Source organism: Bacillus sp. AFS077874, from assembly GCF_002566505.1.
In the GTDB taxonomy this organism is placed as follows: domain Bacteria; phylum Bacillota; class Bacilli; order Bacillales; family Bacillaceae_G; genus Gottfriedia.
Genome location: NZ_NUYF01000005.1, coordinates 267,553 through 285,829, shown reverse-complemented (window position 1 = coordinate 285,829; position 18,277 = coordinate 267,553). Strand labels below are relative to the sequence as shown.

14 protein-coding genes, 1 pseudogene and 1 other annotated feature are annotated in these 18,277 nt (G+C 34.6%); of the genes and pseudogenes, 14 read left to right on the top strand and 1 reads right to left on the bottom strand.

The genetic code is table 11. The features are described from left to right. Nucleotides 1-275 precede the first annotated feature (275 nt). Nucleotides 276-464 carry a hypothetical protein gene (locus COJ46_RS03115; RefSeq protein ID WP_056477121.1) on the bottom strand — a complete coding sequence of 63 codons (189 nt, stop codon included), beginning with the start codon at nt 462-464 and terminating at the stop codon, nt 276-278. Nucleotides 465-726: 262 nt separating this feature from the next. Here COJ46_RS03115 and ilvE point away from each other — a divergent pair, with 262 nt between their 5' ends. From ilvE to COJ46_RS03045, 14 genes and pseudogenes are all read left to right on the top strand, one after another. Then, entirely contained in the window at nt 727-1,617 is an 891-nt protein-coding gene (gene ilvE / locus COJ46_RS03110) for a branched-chain-amino-acid transaminase (RefSeq protein ID WP_056477125.1), read from the top strand. A 6-nt stretch (nt 1,618-1,623) separates the two neighbouring features. Further along, the gene (ilvD, locus tag COJ46_RS03105; protein WP_097977649.1) at nt 1,624-3,291 is read left to right on the top strand and encodes a dihydroxy-acid dehydratase; all 1,668 of its coding nucleotides are present in this window, start codon (nt 1,624-1,626) and stop codon (nt 3,289-3,291) included. After that, nucleotides 3,290-3,526, top strand: a binding site (T-box leader). It overlaps the preceding gene by 2 nt. Before the next feature lie 84 nt (nt 3,527-3,610). Beyond that, nucleotides 3,611-5,314 (top strand): acetolactate synthase large subunit, encoded by a 1,704-nt coding sequence (gene ilvB, locus COJ46_RS03100; protein WP_097977943.1) that lies wholly within the window; start codon nt 3,611-3,613, stop codon nt 5,312-5,314. Then, nucleotides 5,314-5,829, top strand: coding sequence for an acetolactate synthase small subunit (ilvN, locus tag COJ46_RS03095; RefSeq protein WP_097977647.1), 516 nt, complete (start codon nt 5,314-5,316; stop codon nt 5,827-5,829). Before ilvB ends, ilvN begins: the two co-directional genes overlap by 1 nt. 40 nt (nt 5,830-5,869) lie before the next feature. Continuing rightward, nucleotides 5,870-6,880 carry a ketol-acid reductoisomerase gene (gene ilvC, locus COJ46_RS03090; protein WP_097977646.1) on the top strand — a complete coding sequence of 337 codons (1,011 nt, stop codon included), beginning with the start codon at nt 5,870-5,872 and terminating at the stop codon, nt 6,878-6,880. Between the two features lie 3 nt (nt 6,881-6,883). Further along, a pseudogene (locus COJ46_RS03085) lies at nt 6,884-8,005 on the top strand (2-isopropylmalate synthase); the annotation flags it as partial. A 41-nt stretch (nt 8,006-8,046) separates the two neighbouring features. After that, nucleotides 8,047-9,114 carry a 3-isopropylmalate dehydrogenase gene (gene leuB / locus COJ46_RS03080; RefSeq protein WP_097977642.1) on the top strand — a complete coding sequence of 356 codons (1,068 nt, stop codon included), beginning with the start codon at nt 8,047-8,049 and terminating at the stop codon, nt 9,112-9,114. Beyond that, the gene (gene leuC, locus COJ46_RS03075) at nt 9,111-10,505 is read left to right on the top strand and encodes a 3-isopropylmalate dehydratase large subunit (protein ID WP_097977640.1); all 1,395 of its coding nucleotides are present in this window, start codon (nt 9,111-9,113) and stop codon (nt 10,503-10,505) included. Before leuB ends, leuC begins: the two co-directional genes overlap by 4 nt. After that, on the top strand, nt 10,483-11,058 hold the full coding sequence (gene leuD, locus COJ46_RS03070; RefSeq protein ID WP_097977638.1) for a 3-isopropylmalate dehydratase small subunit: 576 nt from the start codon (nt 10,483-10,485) through the stop codon (nt 11,056-11,058). Before leuC ends, leuD begins: the two co-directional genes overlap by 23 nt. A gap of 209 nt (nt 11,059-11,267) precedes the next feature. Continuing rightward, nucleotides 11,268-12,116, top strand: a complete 849-nt coding sequence (locus COJ46_RS03065; RefSeq protein ID WP_176522598.1) for a DegV family protein — start codon at nt 11,268-11,270, stop codon at nt 12,114-12,116. Between the two features lie 970 nt (nt 12,117-13,086). Then, a complete protein-coding gene (locus tag COJ46_RS03060) occupies nt 13,087-14,091 on the top strand; it encodes a zinc-dependent alcohol dehydrogenase family protein (RefSeq protein WP_097977635.1) in 1,005 nt (334 codons plus the stop codon). A 187-nt stretch (nt 14,092-14,278) separates the two neighbouring features. After that, a complete protein-coding gene (locus tag COJ46_RS03055; protein ID WP_097977633.1) occupies nt 14,279-15,427 on the top strand; it encodes an acyl-CoA dehydrogenase family protein in 1,149 nt (382 codons plus the stop codon). Between the two features lie 29 nt (nt 15,428-15,456). Then, the gene (locus COJ46_RS03050; RefSeq protein WP_097977631.1) at nt 15,457-16,608 is read left to right on the top strand and encodes a thiolase family protein; all 1,152 of its coding nucleotides are present in this window, start codon (nt 15,457-15,459) and stop codon (nt 16,606-16,608) included. 29 nt (nt 16,609-16,637) lie between these two features. Then, nucleotides 16,638-17,408: a 3-hydroxyacyl-CoA dehydrogenase gene (locus COJ46_RS03045; RefSeq protein WP_025568444.1), complete on the top strand. Its 771-nt coding sequence runs from the start codon at nt 16,638-16,640 to the stop codon at nt 17,406-17,408. Nucleotides 17,409-18,277: the final 869 nt, after the last annotated feature.

The following is an 18,277-nucleotide window of genomic DNA, read 5'->3' as shown; positions in this document are numbered from 1 at the left end:
AATTGATGAACAGTTTTGGGGTGAAATACCTGTACTGGTAGGGGGAATTTTGTATCTTAATTGCACTTCTGCTAGATTTAATTGCAGTTTCACTAAATATAATTTCAGATTTGCTAATTTTATTTGCAGATTTTCATTCTTTATTTGCACTGGCCAATCCTTACTTGCACAACCCTAAGACTTATTCACACCACCTAAGACCAATCAATAAAAAGAGGGTTGCCTAAATAATCGGCTACCCTCTTTTAGTTATCATACGATAAGAATTTCAATGTTTAATCATTATAGGCTCCAGTTAACATCTCACTTACAAAAGAATCATTTTCCCATTCTTCATAAGAGAAATCTACTGAATACTCCTGATCGGATTTTTCGTCTTTAATCTGAATGTCAAAATGATTACTCATTACTTTCAACACTTCATTGATTTCGTTAACAGTCCCATTAATTTGTAAAGTAGCCATTTTTACTCGCCTCCGATTTTAATTTACAGAAAATTCTGTATAAAGTAATCATATGATAATCCTTTTAAAAACATTTTTCAAGGGTAGAATTTTGTCGAAAAAATATTTTAAAAAAATGTAAAGGTTTTCATTGTTGATTTACCAATATTTGTACGACATTTGAATAAATTGTGAATTTTAAATTTTCTAAAAACTTGTTGATTTATTTAGTAGATTGGAATAAAGTAAGTACAAATATTTTAACTCTTGAGGAGGATTAACCGTGACAGAGCAACAGATTTTTTTAAATGGTGAATTCGTTCAAAAACAAGATGCTAAAGTTTCTGTATATGATCATGGATATCTATATGGAGATGGAGTATTCGAAGGGATTCGCGTATATGATGGCAATGTATTTCGCTTAAAAGAACATCTCATTCGATTATATGAATCAGCAAAATCAATTTTATTAACAATTCCTTATTCTTTAGAAGAGTTAACACAAATTGTAGTTGATACAGTAAATCGAAATAATTTACATAGTGGTTATATTCGACTCGTCGTTTCAAGAGGTGAAGGGAATCTTGGATTAGATCCAACATCTTGTCCAAGAGCAAATGTAGTTGTCATAGCTGAACAACTAGCACTGTTTCCACAAGAACTATACGAAAATGGTATGGAAATTGTAACAGTAGCAACGAGAAGAAATCGAAGTGATGTATTAAATCCACAAATTAAATCTTTAAATTACTTAAATAACATATTAGTAAAAATTGAAGCGAAACTAGCTGGTGTTCAAGAAGCACTAATGCTAAACGATCAAGGCTTTGTAGCTGAAGGTTCAGGAGATAATGTCTTTTTAGTAAAAGGGAATAAGTTAATTACTCCACCAAGTTCAGCAGGTGCATTAGAAGGAATTACTCGAAATGCAATTATGGAATTAGGTGACACATTAGGTTATGAAGTTGAGGAAAAATTGTTCACTAGACATGATGTTTATATTGCCGATGAGGTTTTCTTAACAGGAACAGCAGCTGAAGTAATTGGCGTATCTAAGGTAGATGGACGAGTGATTGGTGATGGAAAACCAGGACCAAATACACAAAGATTATTAAACGCATTTCGTCAATTAGTAGTTGAAGATGGAGAAAAAATTTACGTAAAACAAGGGTGATAAATTGTGCGAAGTGACATGATCAAAAAAGGAATAGACCGTGCGCCGCATCGTAGCTTATTATTAGCGGCAGGTGTAAAAGAGGAAGATTTTAATAAACCATTTATAGCGATTTGTAATTCATATATTGATATTGTTCCAGGTCATATTCATTTAAGGGAAATGGCTGATGTTGTAAAACAAGCGATTCGAGATGCTGGTGGAGTTCCATTTGAGTTTAATACGATTGGTGTCGATGATGGAATCGCAATGGGACATATCGGAATGAGGTATTCTTTACCAAGTAGGGAAATCATTGCCGATGCAGCTGAAACAGTCATTAATGCACATTGGTTTGATGGAGTATTTTATATGCCAAACTGCGATAAAATCACACCTGGAATGCTAATGGCAGCTGTTCGTACAAATGTACCAGCAGTATTTGTATCAGGTGGACCAATGGCAGGTGGGCTATCCAAAGATGGAAAGGCTCTATCTCTTGCTTCAGTATTTGAAGGTGTAGGTGCTTTTAAATCAGGAAAAATGAGTGTAGAAGAATTACTCGATATTGAAAAGTCAGCATGTCCTACATGTGGATCATGTTCAGGAATGTTCACAGCAAATTCCATGAATTGCATTATGGAGATGCTTGGTGTAGCACTACCATATAACGGAACAATACTTGCAACTAGTAAAGACAGACATCAATTAATCCGTGATGCAGCTTTTCATCTAATGGATTGTATTGAAAATGATATTAAACCAAGAGATATTATTACAAAAGAGGCAATTGATGATGCGTTTGCACTAGATATGGCAATGGGTGGATCGACAAATACTGTTTTACACTTAATGGCCATCGCAAATGAAGCTGGAGTTGAATACGATTTAAAGGATATAAATGACGTAGCTAGAAGAGTACCTTATTTATCTAAAATTAGTCCTGCTTCGCACTATTCAATGCATGATGTTCATTTAGCAGGTGGTGTGCCAGCAATTATTAAAGAACTTACAACCATTCCTGGAGCAATCAATAGTGACCGCATTACAATTACCGGAAAAACTTTATTCGAGAATGTGCAAGAAGCTACAATCACCGATAGTGAAGTGATTCGTAAAAAAGAAAATCCTTACTCACAAACAGGCGGATTATCGATTTTACATGGGAATCTAGCCCCAGACGGAGCAGTTATTAAAGTAGGTGGTGTTGACCCTTCAATCCAAACATTTATTGGTGAAGCAATTTGTTTTGACTCACACGATGAAGCTGTTGAAGCGATTGACAAAGGTCTCGTTAAAGAGGGTCATGTCGTTGTCATTCGATATGAGGGTCCAAAAGGTGGACCTGGAATGCCTGAAATGCTTGCACCAACTGCATCAATTGTTGGAAGAGGCTTAGGAACAAAAGTTGCGTTAATTACAGATGGTCGTTTTTCAGGAGCTACTAGAGGAATTGCAATTGGACATATTTCTCCAGAAGCGGCTGAAGGTGGACCAATAGCATATATTGAAGATGGCGATGAAATCATAATCGATCTTTTATCAAGAAGTATTACATTATCAATTTCAAACGAAACATTAGAATCTCGTAAAACATCATATAAATTACATGAACCAAAAGTTAAAACGGGTTATTTAGCAAGATATGCAAAGTTAGTGACTTCTGCTAATACAGGCGGAATATTAAAAATATGAAAAAGCAATGAAAGAGAAAAGTAGTTATGAAAAGGTTCTTCAGAGAGTCGGTGGGTGGTGTGAACCGATGACCTTGATTAATGAAACTCACTCTTGAGTGTCAAGCTGAATTCATTTGTAAGGTAAGCTTGAACGTTGGCCACGTTATCGCTAGATTTTGGTTAGCCAAAATCCCAAAGTTAGGTTATTAACCTAAGAAGAAGGGTGGTACCGCGAAAAGTCTTTCGCCCCTTCAGCATCTGCTGAAGTGTGGAGTTATGGCTTTTTTTATTGCGAATAAATGGGTAAATTTTATCCAAAAATGGAGGGAAATGTAGAAATGAGTCATCATTCGATAAGAACTCTGTCAAAAGAATTGTCAGGTGCAAATTTACTAATTGATGCTTTGAAAAATGAAAATGTTGAAATGATTTTTGGTTACCCTGGAGGGGCAGTATTACCATTATATGATGCACTTTATGATGCTGATATTCCTCACATTCTAGCAAGACATGAACAAGGGGCCATCCACGCTGCAGAAGGATATGCACGAGTGACTGGTCGACCAGGGGTTGTAATCGCAACAAGTGGTCCAGGGGCAACAAATGTAGTGACTGGTTTAGCAGATGCGATGATGGATTCATTACCATTAGTTGTTTTTACTGGTCAGGTTGCAACAAATGTAATCGGAACAGATGCCTTCCAAGAAGCAGATGTGATCGGAATTACAATGCCAGTTACAAAACATAACTACCAAGTGCGTAATGTAGAAGATGTCCCACAAATCGTTAAAGAAGCATTCCATATTGCTTCAACAGGCCGTCCAGGTCCAGTTGTCATCGATCTACCAAAAAACATGATGGTTGAAAAAGGAGTGAAAAAGGACGAAGTAGAAGTTCAATTACCTGGTTATCAACCGACTTATGAACCAAATTATCTTCAAATTACAAAGTTAATAGGAGCAATTGAAAAAGCTAAAAAGCCAGTCGTATTAGCTGGAGCAGGAATATTACATGCAAAAGCAGCTGATGAGTTTACTGAATTTATAAAAAAGTTCAATATCCCAGTTGTTAATACGCTTTTAGGGCTAGGTGGATTTCCAGCAAATGAGGAATTATTCCTAGGAATGGGGGGCATGCACGGAACTTATACAGCAAATATGGCAATGTATGAAAGTGATTTGCTTATTAACATCGGAGCAAGATTTGATGATAGGTTAACGGGTAATTTAGCACATTTTGCTAAAAATGCGATTGTAGCACATATCGATATAGATCCTGCCGAAATAAACAAAGTTATTCCGACAAATATTCCAATCGTTGGATGTGCTAAGGAAGTTCTGAAAGTTCTATTAAAACAAAAAATAGATAAACAAAATCATGGTGAATGGTTAGAGCTACTTAAAAGTCGTAAAGAGGCCTTTCCTTTACAGTATGAACCGAGTAGGGAAGTCATTAAACCACAAACTGTTTTAACTTTACTTCATTCGATTACAAATGGGAAAGCGACGATTTCCACGGATGTAGGTCAACATCAAATGTGGGCAGCTCAGTATTATCCTTTTGACGAACCACATAAATGGATCACTTCAGGTGGACTCGGAACGATGGGATTTGGTTTACCAGCTGCAATCGGAGCACAATTTGCAAAGCCTGATGAATTAGTTGTAGCGATTGTAGGTGATGCCGGATTCCAAATGACATTGCAAGAATTGAGCATGATCAAGGAACATAATTTACAAGTTAAAATTTTAATTTTAAATAATGCAGCTTTAGGAATGGTAAGACAGTGGCAATCAGCTTTTTATAATGACCGCTTCTCTAGTTCTCTATTAGACTGCCAACCTAGTTTCACAAAACTTGCTGAAGCTTACGGTATAAAAGGGATGACAATTTCAGATCCAAATTTAGTTGAAAGTCAGTTAAGAGAAGCAATTGAATTTGATGGACCAGTTTTAATTGATTGTCGAATTCATCAAGCTGAAATCGTTACACCAATGGTTCCACCTGGTAAAGGAATTCATGAAATGGAAGGGGTGAAATAATGAAACGGGTCATTACATCAACTGTATTAAATAACAGTGGCGTACTAAACCGAATTACAGGAGTGATCTCCAGAAGACGTTTTAATATCGAAAGTATTTCTGTAGGACATACTGAACTAGATCATATTTCAAGAATTACGTTTGTCGTACATGTAGAGGATTTACAACAGGTCGAACAATTGATTAAACAGCTTCACAAGCAAATTGATGTGATAAAAGTAGCAGATATAACAGAAGAATCAGTTATTGCTAGAGAACTAGCCTTAATAAAGGTTAGTACAAATGCAGCTACAAGAAATGAAATTTATAGTCTAATTGAACCATTTAGAGCCTCGGTTATTGATGTAAGCCGTGATCAGATTGTCGTTCAAGTAACTGGTACTTCTGATAAGGTAGAGGCTTTGATTGAATTATTAAGACCTTTCGAACTAAAAGAAATAGCTCGAACAGGTGTAACCGCATTTACTAGATCTGCTAAACATAAGGAGCATGCTCAAAAGCTACTCTCTTATTAAATAAAAATATAAAACATAAAAAAATTGGAGGAATTTGAAAATGGCTAAAGTATATTATGGTACAGACGTGAAGGAAAATGTATTAGTAGGGAAAACGATTGCAGTAATTGGTTATGGATCACAAGGTCACGCGCATGCTTTAAATTTACATGATAATGGTCATAAAGTAGTTGTTGGTTGTCGCCCTGGTAAATCATGGGACGCTGCAGCAAATGACGGACTACATGTAACTACAGTTGCAGAGGCTTCAAAGGCAGCAGACGTAGTAATGATCCTATTACCAGATGAGCATCAACCAACTGTATATAAAAATGAAATTGAGCCGTATCTAGAAAATGGTAATGCACTTGCGTTTGCACACGGATTTAATGTTCACTTTGATCAAATTGTTCCTCCCGCAAATGTTGATGTATTTTTAGTAGCTCCAAAAGGTCCAGGACATCTTGTTCGACGTACTTTTGTCGATGGAGCAGCGGTACCAGCATTATTCGCTGTTTACCAAGATGTAACAGGTGAAGCAAAAAATGTAGCACTTTCTTACGCTGAAGGAATTGGTTCTACTAGAGCAGGAGTTCTTGAAACTACATTCAAAGAGGAAACTGAAACAGATCTATTCGGAGAACAAGCTGTACTATGTGGTGGTGTAACTTCTTTAGTAAAATCAGGATTTGAAACATTAGTAGAAGCTGGTTATCAGCCAGAAGTAGCATACTTTGAGTGTTTACATGAGTTGAAGCTAATCGTTGATTTAATGTACGAAGGCGGAATGAGCTATATGAGATACTCAATCTCTGATACTGCACAGTGGGGTGATTTCGTATCTGGTCCTAGAGTAGTTGCGAATGAGTCAAAATTAGCGATGAAAGATATTTTAGCAGAAATTCAAGATGGTACGTTTGCTAAAGGCTGGATTAACGAAAATAAAAATGGTCGTCCAGTATTCAATGAAATTAATGAAAGTGAAAAACAACATCAGCTTGAAGAGGTTGGAGAAAAACTTCGTGCTATGATGCCATTTATCCAAAGAAAAGAAAAGGTCGAGGTGAAATAAAAAATGAGTAAAATTCAGTTTCTTGATACAACATTACGTGATGGCGAACAATCTCCTGGGGTTAATTTAAATCGATTTGAAAAGCTCGAAATTGCAAGACAACTAGAAGCTTTAGGTGTTGATATCATTGAGGCTGGTTTTGCCGCTTCCTCAGAAGGTGACTTTTTAGGAGTTCAAGAGATTGCGAGACAGATTCGTTCTGTCTCCGTCTCAAGCCTTTCACGAGCAAAAGATTCAGATATTAAAACAGCATGGGATGCGTTAAAACATGCTGCTGAACCGAGACTTCATATATTTCTAGCAACAAGTGACATTCATATGAAATATAAATTAAACATGACGAGATTAGAAGTTTTGGAAACTGCTAAACATTGTGTGCAGCTTGCAAAATCCTTTTTTCCAAAAGTCCAAATTTCAGCTGAAGATGCCTGTCGTACTGATCGAGCATTTCTTGCCGAATTCGCAGAGACTGCAATTAGAGCAGGGGCAGATGTGATTAATATTCCAGATACTGTCGGTTACACGAGTCCTTCAGAATATTACGATCTATTTAAATATTTACAAGAAAATGTACCGTCTTATCATAAAGCCATTTTTTCTTGTCACTGTCATGATGACCTAGGAATGGCAGTAGCGAATTCTTTAGCTGCTATACAGGCTGGCGCAACCCAAGTTGAATGCACCGTAAATGGAATTGGGGAAAGAGCAGGAAATGCAGCACTAGAAGAAATAGCCGTTGCACTACATATTAGAGAAGATGTTTACCGGAAAAATAGTAATTTACGATTACAAGAAATTACGAAGACAAGTGAACTTGTTAGTCGTCTTACAGGTATGGTTGTCCAGAAGAATAAAGCAATTGTTGGTACAAATGCATTTGCTCATGAATCAGGTATTCACCAAGATGGCGTCCTAAAAGAGCCAACAACATATGAAATTATACCCCCATCATTAATTGGGCTTTCTACAAATTCATTAGTATTAGGGAAACATTCAGGGCGTCATGCTTTTACTGATCGATTAAAAGAACTTGGATTCAACTTTTCAACAGAAATTATAAACGAAGCGTTTATTCAATTTAAAGCTTTGACAGATTCGAAAAAAGAAATTACAGATGCAGATTTATTAAACATTATTAGTAAGTGGAGCAAAAAGGAGGTTCTAAAATGAAATTAAACATCGCATGTCTTCCAGGAGACGGAATCGGACCAGAAATTATGAGTTCAGCAGTACAGGTTTTAGAACAGATTGCACAATCTTATCAACATGACTTTACTTTTTCCACAAATTTATTCGGCGGTCACGCGATCGATGAAACAGGCACTTCATTACCGAAAGAAACATTAGATAATTGTTTAAATTCGGATGCCGTATTACTGGCGGCAGTAGGTGGACCAAAATGGGATCAAGGTGTTGAACGACCAGAAAGTGGCTTATTAAGGTTAAGAAAATCACTTAATTTATACGCAAACATTCGACCAGTCGATGTTTATGATGAACTTGTAAATCATTCTCCTTTAAAATCTGAACAAGTAAAAAATGTAAGCTTTGTTGTCGTTCGAGAATTAACAGGTGGAATTTATTTTTCTGAACCTCGTTTCCATAATGAAAATGAAGCAACCGATACACTTTCCTATACTAGAGAAGAAATTGAACGAATTGTAAAGTATGGATTTGAGCTAGCAAAAACTAGAAAAGGAAAACTTACATCAGTTGATAAAGCAAATGTATTAGAATCTAGTAAACTTTGGCGGAAAATTGTACATGAATTAAGTTCAAACTATCCAGAAGTAGAAGTTGAACATATTCTTGTTGATGCAGCTGCGATGGAGTTAATTCGAAACCCAAGAAGGTTTGATGTAATCGTTACTGAAAATTTATTTGGGGATATTTTAAGCGATGAAGCTTCCATGATTACTGGTTCATTAGGCATGCTACCTTCTGCAAGTAGATCTGGCAAGGGTCCTTCATTATATGAACCAATTCACGGTTCCGCTCCAGATATCGCTGGACAAAATAAGGCAAACCCTATTGCAATTTTAAGGTCTGTTGCAATGATGCTTCGTGATTTTAACTTAGTTGATGAAGCAAACTCGATTGAAAATGCGATTGTTAATTCAATAAATAATGGCTATTTAACTGGTGACCTAGGTGGAAAAAGTTCAACGATTGAATTTACAGAACAAGTAGTAAAGGAATTACAATTTCAAACAGTTGGAGGGAGTATTCGATGAAACAAACATTGTTTGATAAACTTTGGCAAAATCATGTTGTAACTGGTGAAGTAGGTAAACCCCAGCTTTTGTATATCGATTTACACTTAGTCCATGAGGTAACTTCTCCGCAAGCTTTCGAAGGATTGAGATTATCCAATCGAAAAGTAAGAAGACCAGAATTAACCTTTGCGACGATGGATCATAATGTACCAACAGAAAATCAATTAGTCATCACTGACTTAATTGCTAAACAACAAATGGATACGTTAAGAAATAATTGTCAGGAGTTCAATATTCCTTTAGCAGATATTACGGATGAGGACCAAGGCATTGTCCACGTAATCGGACCAGAACTTGGGTTAACACAGCCAGGAAAAACAATTGTCTGTGGAGATAGTCATACATCTACCCACGGTGCATTTGGTGCTTTAGCTTTTGGAATTGGAACAAGCGAAGTTGAACATGTTTTAGCAACACAAACATTATGGCAAGTTAAGCCGAAATCAATGGGTGTGAAACTTGATGGTAAGCTTCCAAAAGGTGTATATGCGAAAGATATCATTCTTCATTTACTAGCAACTTATGGTGTATCAATAGGAACTGGATATGTCATTGAGTTTTATGGTGAAGCAATTACAAATATGTCAATGGAAGAGCGTATGACTTTATGTAATATGGCGATTGAGGGAGGAGCAAAAGCAGGATTAGTTGCTCCTGATCAAAAAACTTTCGATTATCTAAAAGGTCGAAAATATACAGTAAATTCATATGATGAAAAATTAGTAGAATGGAAGAAATTATATACAGAAGAGGGAGCGACATTTGATAAAACAATCGAAGTGGATGTAGCAACCCTTGCACCTTACGTAACGTGGGGAACAAATCCTGGAATGGGCGTAAGAATTGATGAAGTCCTTCCAAAAGCCAAGGATGAGAACTACGAACGAGCTTATGAATATATGGGATTAAAGCCAGAAATCACACCTAATGAGATTCCAGTTCAACATGTATTCATTGGTTCATGTACAAATTCTAGATTGTCAGATTTAGAGGAAGCGGCAAATTATCTAAAAGGAAAGAAAGTAAAATCTGACGTGCGTGCATTAGTTGTTCCAGGATCAAAAAAGGTCCGAAATGCAGCGATGGCAAAAGGACTACATAAAGTCTTTATAGAAGCAGGATTTGAATGGAGGGAAGCTGGTTGTTCGATGTGTCTAGCAATGAATCCAGACCAAGTACCAGCTGGAGAACATTGTGCATCTACTTCAAACCGAAACTTTGAAGGAAGACAAGGTAAAGGAGCAAGAACACATTTAGTTAGTCCGGTAATGGCAGCGGCTGCTGCAGTACATGGTCATTTTATTGATATTCGAAAGGAGCAAGCAAATGAAACCGTTACGTACGCATAAAGGCACAACTGTATCAATTATGTTAGATAATATCGACACAGACCAAATTATTCCAAAACAATATTTAAAGCGAATAGAACGAACTGGCTTTGGAGAATTTTTATTCGATGAATGGCGATATCATGATGATCGCTCACCTAATCAATCTTTTGCATTAAATAATGAGGATCGAAAAAATGCTTCAATCTTAATAAGTGGTAATAATTTTGGTTGCGGTTCATCTAGAGAACACGCACCTTGGGCGTTAAATGATTATGGATTTACAATTATCATTGCTGGTAGCTTCGCAGATATTTTCTATAATAACTGTATAAAAAATGGCATGCTCCCGATTGTCTTAAATGATGAGATTCGCTCACAATTATCTACATTAAGTGGGAACCAAGAAATTGAAGTGGATTTAGAAAAACAAGTCGTTAAAACAGTATTTGGAAACTTTGATTTTTCAATCGATCCTGTTTGGAAAGAAAAGTTACTAAATGGCCTAGATGATATTGCGATTACGATGAAATATGAAAATGACATTGAGCAATATGAAAAATTACACGCATAATTAAAATAGGAAGTGTCTTATAAGTTAACTTACTTATGAGATACTTCTTTTTAATTGCAAGCATGAAAATTACGAAAAATAGATAAGTACTCCCTTTTTAATGCAAATTTGTCGATAAAATTAACTTAAATGAAATATTGTTGTTTGAATATTTAGATTATTGTTTAATAAGATTAAATACATTATTAATCTAGAGAGAGGTGATTAATTTGAACCTTAAAATTATTGTAGACAGCTCATCTGATCTTCCAGCTGATCTATTGAAGAAATACGATATTTCAGTCATTCCATTAAGAGTCTATGACCAATTAGAAAAAGAGTATCTTGATGGAGTAAATTTACAATCACATGAGTTAATGCAAAGAATGAAAAATGGAGAGAACTTTACTTCATCTTTACCTTCCTATGATGCAATTTATCAAACTTTAGTCTCATGTGGTACAGATCAAAATTGTGTCTATCTAACTTGTTCTGGTGACTTATCTGGTACGTATAATTTTGCACAATTAGTAAAACTAGATATTTTAGAAAATAATCCAAATGCTTCTATTCATATTATCGATACTAGATCAGTTTCACTAGGAATTTGCGTATTAGTTATGGAGTTAATAGAAGGCTTAAATAAGAATGAATCATTTGAGAATCTAATGAAGCAATTAAATCACAATATAAATAAGATCCAACATATTTTTACGATAGAAGACCTCCAATATTTAATACGTGGTGGACGTGTTGGTAAGTTTGCCGGATTTTTAGGTGGCATGCTAAATATAAATCCGATTATGGAAGTAAGCGAAGGAAAATTTAAACCACTTGAAAAAGTACGAGGTCGAAAAAAAGCATTAAATCGAATGCTAGAATTAATGAAGATCCGAAAAGATGAATTTAGTAAAAATGTTGGAGTTGTATATGGGGTAAAAGATGATTCCACCGAACAATTTATTAAACAATTAAAGGATCTAATTGGTAGTGAACAGATAATAGAAAACTCAGTTGGTTCAGCAGTCGGCGTTCACACTGGCCCTAGTGCAATAGGAATCTTTTTTCTAGCTAATTAAGAAAATTTATTCGACTCTCAAAGTGGTGAGAGTTTTTTTGTTTAGTAAAACTTTTAAATAAAAAATATATAAATATAATAAAAAATAGTTTAATAGGAAATAAGAATATATTTCCGCTACTTATAAAGAGACTTGTTTATTGATGATAAAACAACTTTTGACAATGTGAAATGTAAAAATATCAGAAAATTTGTAATTTTAAAATAAAAAATCACGACTATTTTGAACGCAGTAGATTATTCCTGTGGAAATTAATTTTGGTAGGATAGAAGTTTAAGGTGCCACTATTTCAATAGGAAAGAACGTTCGAAAAACTAGGATGATAATTTTCTGGAATTAAGGACTATTGTTGGATTGCCGTTTTTTTCAACTGCAAATAAAAACATCAAAAGTGCAAACAAAATACCCAAAACTGCAATTAAAAATGTTAAAATTTCAATTAAATTATTTGAACTGCAATTAAAATCAACAAATGTGCAAATAAAAATATTAAAATTGCAATGAAAACGTCCGAAACTGCAAATAAGATGCTCCAATTTGTGTGTAAACTATCAAATAAGCTTAAAATCTAGAGAATCTTTTAAAAAATATTTTTAATTAGTCCTAAAATAAAAGTACTTTGCAAATAATATCCCGTTTTTTATGAATATCGATCCAATCTGTTTCCGCACTCCAACCAGGGGCACATCTATAAGGAATTTCACGTACCGAATTTGATTTAAAAAATATAAAAACACATAACTACGTTAAAGTAAAACAAAAACTCATTAAAATCCAAAATTCTAACCTAAAACTCATAAACTATATCACATAAATCCCAGAATCCACCACCTATTTTACCCCTCAATATTACCTACCTAAATCATTTTACTAAACCGTATTAAACTTTTTTGGTAAAATAAAAATTGAGTAAGATTTATTAATCGTCTTTTTACATATTTAAATTCTTTCATGAATAGGAGTGATGTAATTGAAAGCTTATATTTTAAGAGACACTAAAGGGCCAGAGTCACTAAAATTTGAAAATGTTGAGATTGGTACTGTTCATCCGAATGAAGTAGTCATTAAGTTAAAGGCAGCATCATTAAATAGACGTGACTTTTTTATAACGCACGGTATGTATCCAGGGATGAAGTTAGATGGAATTTTAGGATCTGACGGTGCCGGAGTTATTGAAGCTATTGGAGATGAAGTAACGGGGTTTTCTGTAGGTGATGAAGTGATCATGAACCCAAGTATAAACTGGGGAGATCGTGACGACATCAATTCTGATGAATTCACTGTACTGGGAATGCCTTCTAATGGTACATTTGCTGAATTTATTAAACTACCAGTTGAAAATGTTTATAAAAAACCTGCGTACTTGTCATGGGAAGAGGCTGCAGCAATTCCATTAGCTGCACTTACTGCATATAGAGCATTAATTACACGCGGTCAATTACAAAAAAATGATACAGTATTGATTCCAGGTATTGGTAGTGGGGTTGCATTGTATGCATTACAAATTGCTGTTGCATTCGGGTCAAAAGTACTAGTTACATCTAGTAGCAATGAAAAAATTGAAAAGGCAGTTGAAATAGGTGCGGCTGCTGGTTTTAATTACCGTGAAAATGATTGGTATAAAAAACTCCGTAAAGATTTTGGATTTGTAAATCTTACAATCGATGGAGTTGGTGGAGAATCATTTAATCGATTAATTGATTTGACTGCTCAAGGTGGAAGAATCGTAACATTCGGTGCGACAAATGGACCAGTTCCTCAAACAGTCTTGCCAAAAGTATTCTTTAAAAATATGGATATTAGAGGGACTACTATGGGAAGTCCAAGAGAATTTGAACAAATGTTGGCATTTTTTGAAGAACATAAAATTAAACCAATTATCGATCAATCATTTGAATTTACGGATGTCATTAGTGCATTAAAACGTATGGGTGAAGGAAATAATTTTGGTAAGATTATCGTTAAAATTGGTTGATTTGGATTTTTTTTTACAAGTTTGTCTTCAATCAAAAGAACTGAATTATTCAGTTCTTTTTTTTTTGCTCCTTGATAAATTACAATTAACATCATATGATTATTACAAATGTAATATTTAAAAAATTTAGTATTTTGAGTATTGTAAGCGTTTTATTGAAGTGATTAAATATTTTGGGGGGCTTATTATGAAACATTCTTACTTAACTAGAGAACATGAAATCTTCCGCACGGCTCTTAGAAAGTTCTTACAAAAAGAAGCTGTACCATTCTATGATGAGTGGGAACAAAACAAAATGATCCCTAGAGAATTCTGGGATAAATTAGGAAATGAAGGATTTTTGTGTCCTTATGTTGACGAAAAGTATGGCGGGTTAGGTGTAGATTTTGGCTATTCAGTCATTATTATAGAGGAACTTGAGAAAGTTGGTTCAAGTTTAGTTGGTGTAGCATTACACAATGATATTGTTGTACCTTATTTGACTGCTTATGCAAATGAAGAGCAAAAAATGGAATGGTTACCTAAATGTATTTCAGGCGAATATATTAGTGCAGTTGCTATGACTGAACCAGGTGCTGGATCAGATTTAGCAAATATTAAAACAACTGCGGTAAAACAAGGTGATTACTATATCGTTAATGGTGAGAAAACGTTTATTACGAATGGTATTCATTCAGACTTAATTATTATTGCAGTTAAAACGGATACGACAATTCGACCTGCTCATAAAGGAATAAGCTTGCTAGTTGTCGAAAAAGATACAGTTGGGTTTTCTAGAGGAAAGAAATTGAATAAAGTAGGACTTCATAGCCAAGATACAGCTGAATTAATTTTCCAAGATGCTAAAGTACCTGTAAAGAATTTATTAGGAGAAGAAGGAAAAGGCTTCTATTACTTAATGGAAAAATTACAGCAAGAAAGATTAGTAGTTGCTTTAGAAGCATTAGTTTCAGCTGAAGAAATGTTGAAAGTGACAACTGAGTATGTGAAAAGTAGAAAAGCATTTGGAAAATCAATTGCTGGGTTCCAAAATACTCAATTTAAACTTGTAGAATTGGCTACTGAAATTGAAATTGGTCGTACTTTCATTGAGGACTTAATTTATAAGCATATGGAAGGCGTAAATGTTGTTAAGCAAGTATCAATGGCAAAATGGTGGATTACAGATTTAGGTAAAAAAGTAGCTTCAGAGTGTCTTCAATTACATGGTGGATATGGATATATGGAAGAATACGAGATTGCTAGACGTTTCAGAGATATTCAAATCATGTCAATTTACGCAGGTACAAATGAAATCATGAAGACAATTATCGCAAAACAAATGGGATTAAATTAAAACAGACATAAAATTGGAGGATCAAATTTATGAGAGAAGTAGTTATTGTTGATGCTTTAAGAACACCTATTGGTAAAAGAGGCGGCAGCTTTAGCGAAACAAGACCTGATGACTTAGCTGCAATTGTACTAAAGGAATTAGTAAGTCGATATGAATTTGATCCGAAAGAAATAGATGATGTGATTATGGGCTGTGTTACTCAAATTGGTGAACAGGCTGGTGATATTGGTAGAGTTGCTGCTTTATTAGCAGGTCTACCAATTGAAGTGCCTGGTGTTACAATTGACCGTCAATGCGGATCAAGTCAACAATCTGTCCATTTTGCATCACAAGCCATTTTAAGTGGAGATATGGACATTGTCATTGCAGCTGGTGTTGAAAGTATGACACGTGTACCAATGTTTTCGAATTTAAAAGGATCAAAATGGAATGAAAAACTAACGAATATGTTTGGTGACTTTAACCAAGGGATCTCAGCAGAACGCATAAATGAAAAGTGGAATATCAGTCGAAGTGAGCAAGATGAATTTGCTTATAATAGCCATCAAAAAGCATTAAAAGCAATGAAACAAGGCTATTTTGAAGATGAAATTGTTGCTGTTTCTGTTACCAATCAAGAAGGTGAACTTGTTAATGTTACGAAAGATGAAGGACCAAGAGAAAACTCTTCTATTGAGAAATTATCTACTTTAAGACCAGCTTTTACTGAAAATGGTTCGGTTACTGCTGGAAATGCAAGTCAAATTAGTGATGGTGCTGCAGGACTACTTTTAATGAGCAAAGAAAAAGCTCATCAATTAGGATTTAAGCCAAAGTTTCGAATTATTGGGAGAACGGTAGTAGGATCTGACCCTCAATTAATGTTAACTGGTCCAATTCAAGCAACTCAAAAAGTTCTACATAAATGTGGTTTAACAATCGATCAAATCGATTTGTTTGAAATAAATGAAGCATTTGCTGCAGTTCCTTTAGCATGGCAAAAAGAATTAAATGTACCATTTGAAAAATTAAATATATTCGGTGGAGCGATCGCATTAGGTCACCCACTTGGTGCTAGTGGTGCAAGGGTTATGGTTACTTTGTGTAATGCTTTAGAGAAAACTGGTGGCCGTTTTGGACTACAAGCGATCTGCGAAGGTCATGGTATGGCAAATGCAACGATTATTGAGAGATTAAATTAATAACCAACAACAAACTGGGGGATTTAAAAATGAATATTCGTGATAGTATAGCAATCGTTACAGGTGGAGCATCAGGTTTAGGTGCAGGTACAGTTAGAATGATCGTAGAAAATGGTGGGAAAGCTGCTATTTTCGATTTAAATGAAGAAAGAGCTGCTAGTTTAATTTCTGAATTAGGTGAAGAAAATGTTTGTTTTGAAAAAACAGATGTATCTTCAGAAGAGAGCGTAAAAAATTCAATTAGTAATGTTTTAACTAAATATGGTTCATTTAATACAGTAGTAAACTGTGCAGGAATTGTATTAGCTGAAAAAGTAATTAAAAGAGACGGAATTCATTCATTAGAATCTTTCCAAAAAATCATCAATGTAAACTTAGTTGGTACATTTAACGTTATTCGTTTAGCAGCTGAACAAATGATTAACAATGAACCAAATGAATTTGGTGAAAGAGGTGTTATTATTAACACCGCTTCAGTAGCAGCATTTGATGGCCAAATGGGGCAAGCAGCTTACGGTGCATCAAAAAGTGCTGTAGCTGGAATGACATTACCTATTGCTAGAGATTTATCAAGATACGGCATCAGAGTGATGAGTATTGCTCCTGGAATATTTGAAACACCAATGTTTGATGTATTACCAGAAAAAGCTAGAGAATCATTAGGAAATATGGTTCCATTCCCATCACGTCTTGGTAAGCCATCTGAATACGCACACTTAGCGAAAAGCATTGTTGAAAATCCAATGTTAAATGGTGAAGTAATCCGTTTAGACGGTGCAATTCGTATGCAGCCAAAATAAGAATGACATCAGAGGCAGGAAGAGCAGGTTAACTTGTTCTCCTGCTTCATTTTGTTTATGTTTGGGATTAGTAGTTGTGTTTAACTAACACAACCATGTGAAGATCAAAAATACTAAAAGCGATTTTTTTATTTTCAGTCAATGGCAGATTAGTACCATTGGGAATTACAGTTTTTCATGAGTCTTTTGATAGATTACCATTTTTTTACTTTATGATAAAATAAAATTCAAATTACATATACATATATTGGACCTGTTTTACTGAGAGGCTTTGGTTGGATCTTATTCGTAGTAGGGATTCTTAATATGTTTTCAACATATTTCAATTCAATCCCAAATCCTTTAGCAGATTTATTTAATACTGAAGAAAATGAAAAAAATTAAAAAAATTAATACTAGGCTTAAATAATTTCTAGATTCTCTTATCAACTAACACAGTGCATTAGTGTTGGAAAAACGACTCATAAGAGTCGTTTTTAAAATTACTTTTTATTATAAAAAAGGTCTGGTTTTCCACAATTTGGGCATTCATATAAATAATGTTCTTGAATTTCGTCACTAATATTTCCATTTTCGTCATTATTGGAAACATTTGAATTACAATTTGGACAATTAATGCTCGTTTTAGGGGAGTTTTTTTCTAAATTCTCCAACTTCATCAATCCTTTCTTTGCATTTCTCTGATAAACCCTTTATATTTTACCCATTAAATTATATATTTTATTAAATAAATTTAACCTGTTCTAGTAGTCTAAAAACATTGATAGAAACGAAAACGAAAAAATGAATACATAGAATGATTTATTGAAATCGTGTAAATCGTGTACAATATAGTTAGCCACAATTATTGATTAACTTAATAAATATTG

Excerpts from the sequence above, each read along its gene's own strand:
- COJ46_RS03045 (WP_025568444.1), top strand. The coding sequence starts at position 16,638 with ATGAATATTCGTGATAGTATAGCAATCGTTACAGGTGGAGCATCAGGT.
- leuD (WP_097977638.1), top strand. The coding sequence starts at position 10,483 with ATGAAACCGTTACGTACGCATAAAGGCACAACTGTATCAATTATGTTA.
- COJ46_RS03050 (WP_097977631.1), top strand. The coding sequence starts at position 15,457 with ATGAGAGAAGTAGTTATTGTTGATGCTTTAAGAACACCTATTGGTAAA.
- leuB (WP_097977642.1), top strand. The coding sequence starts at position 8,047 with ATGAAATTAAACATCGCATGTCTTCCAGGAGACGGAATCGGACCAGAA.
- ilvB (WP_097977943.1), top strand. The coding sequence starts at position 3,611 with ATGAGTCATCATTCGATAAGAACTCTGTCAAAAGAATTGTCAGGTGCA.
- leuC (WP_097977640.1), top strand. The coding sequence starts at position 9,111 with ATGAAACAAACATTGTTTGATAAACTTTGGCAAAATCATGTTGTAACT.
- COJ46_RS03115 (WP_056477121.1), bottom strand. The coding sequence starts at position 464 with ATGGCTACTTTACAAATTAATGGGACTGTTAACGAAATCAATGAAGTG.
- COJ46_RS03055 (WP_097977633.1), top strand. The coding sequence starts at position 14,279 with ATGAAACATTCTTACTTAACTAGAGAACATGAAATCTTCCGCACGGCT.
- ilvC (WP_097977646.1), top strand. The coding sequence starts at position 5,870 with ATGGCTAAAGTATATTATGGTACAGACGTGAAGGAAAATGTATTAGTA.
- ilvN (WP_097977647.1), top strand. The coding sequence starts at position 5,314 with ATGAAACGGGTCATTACATCAACTGTATTAAATAACAGTGGCGTACTA.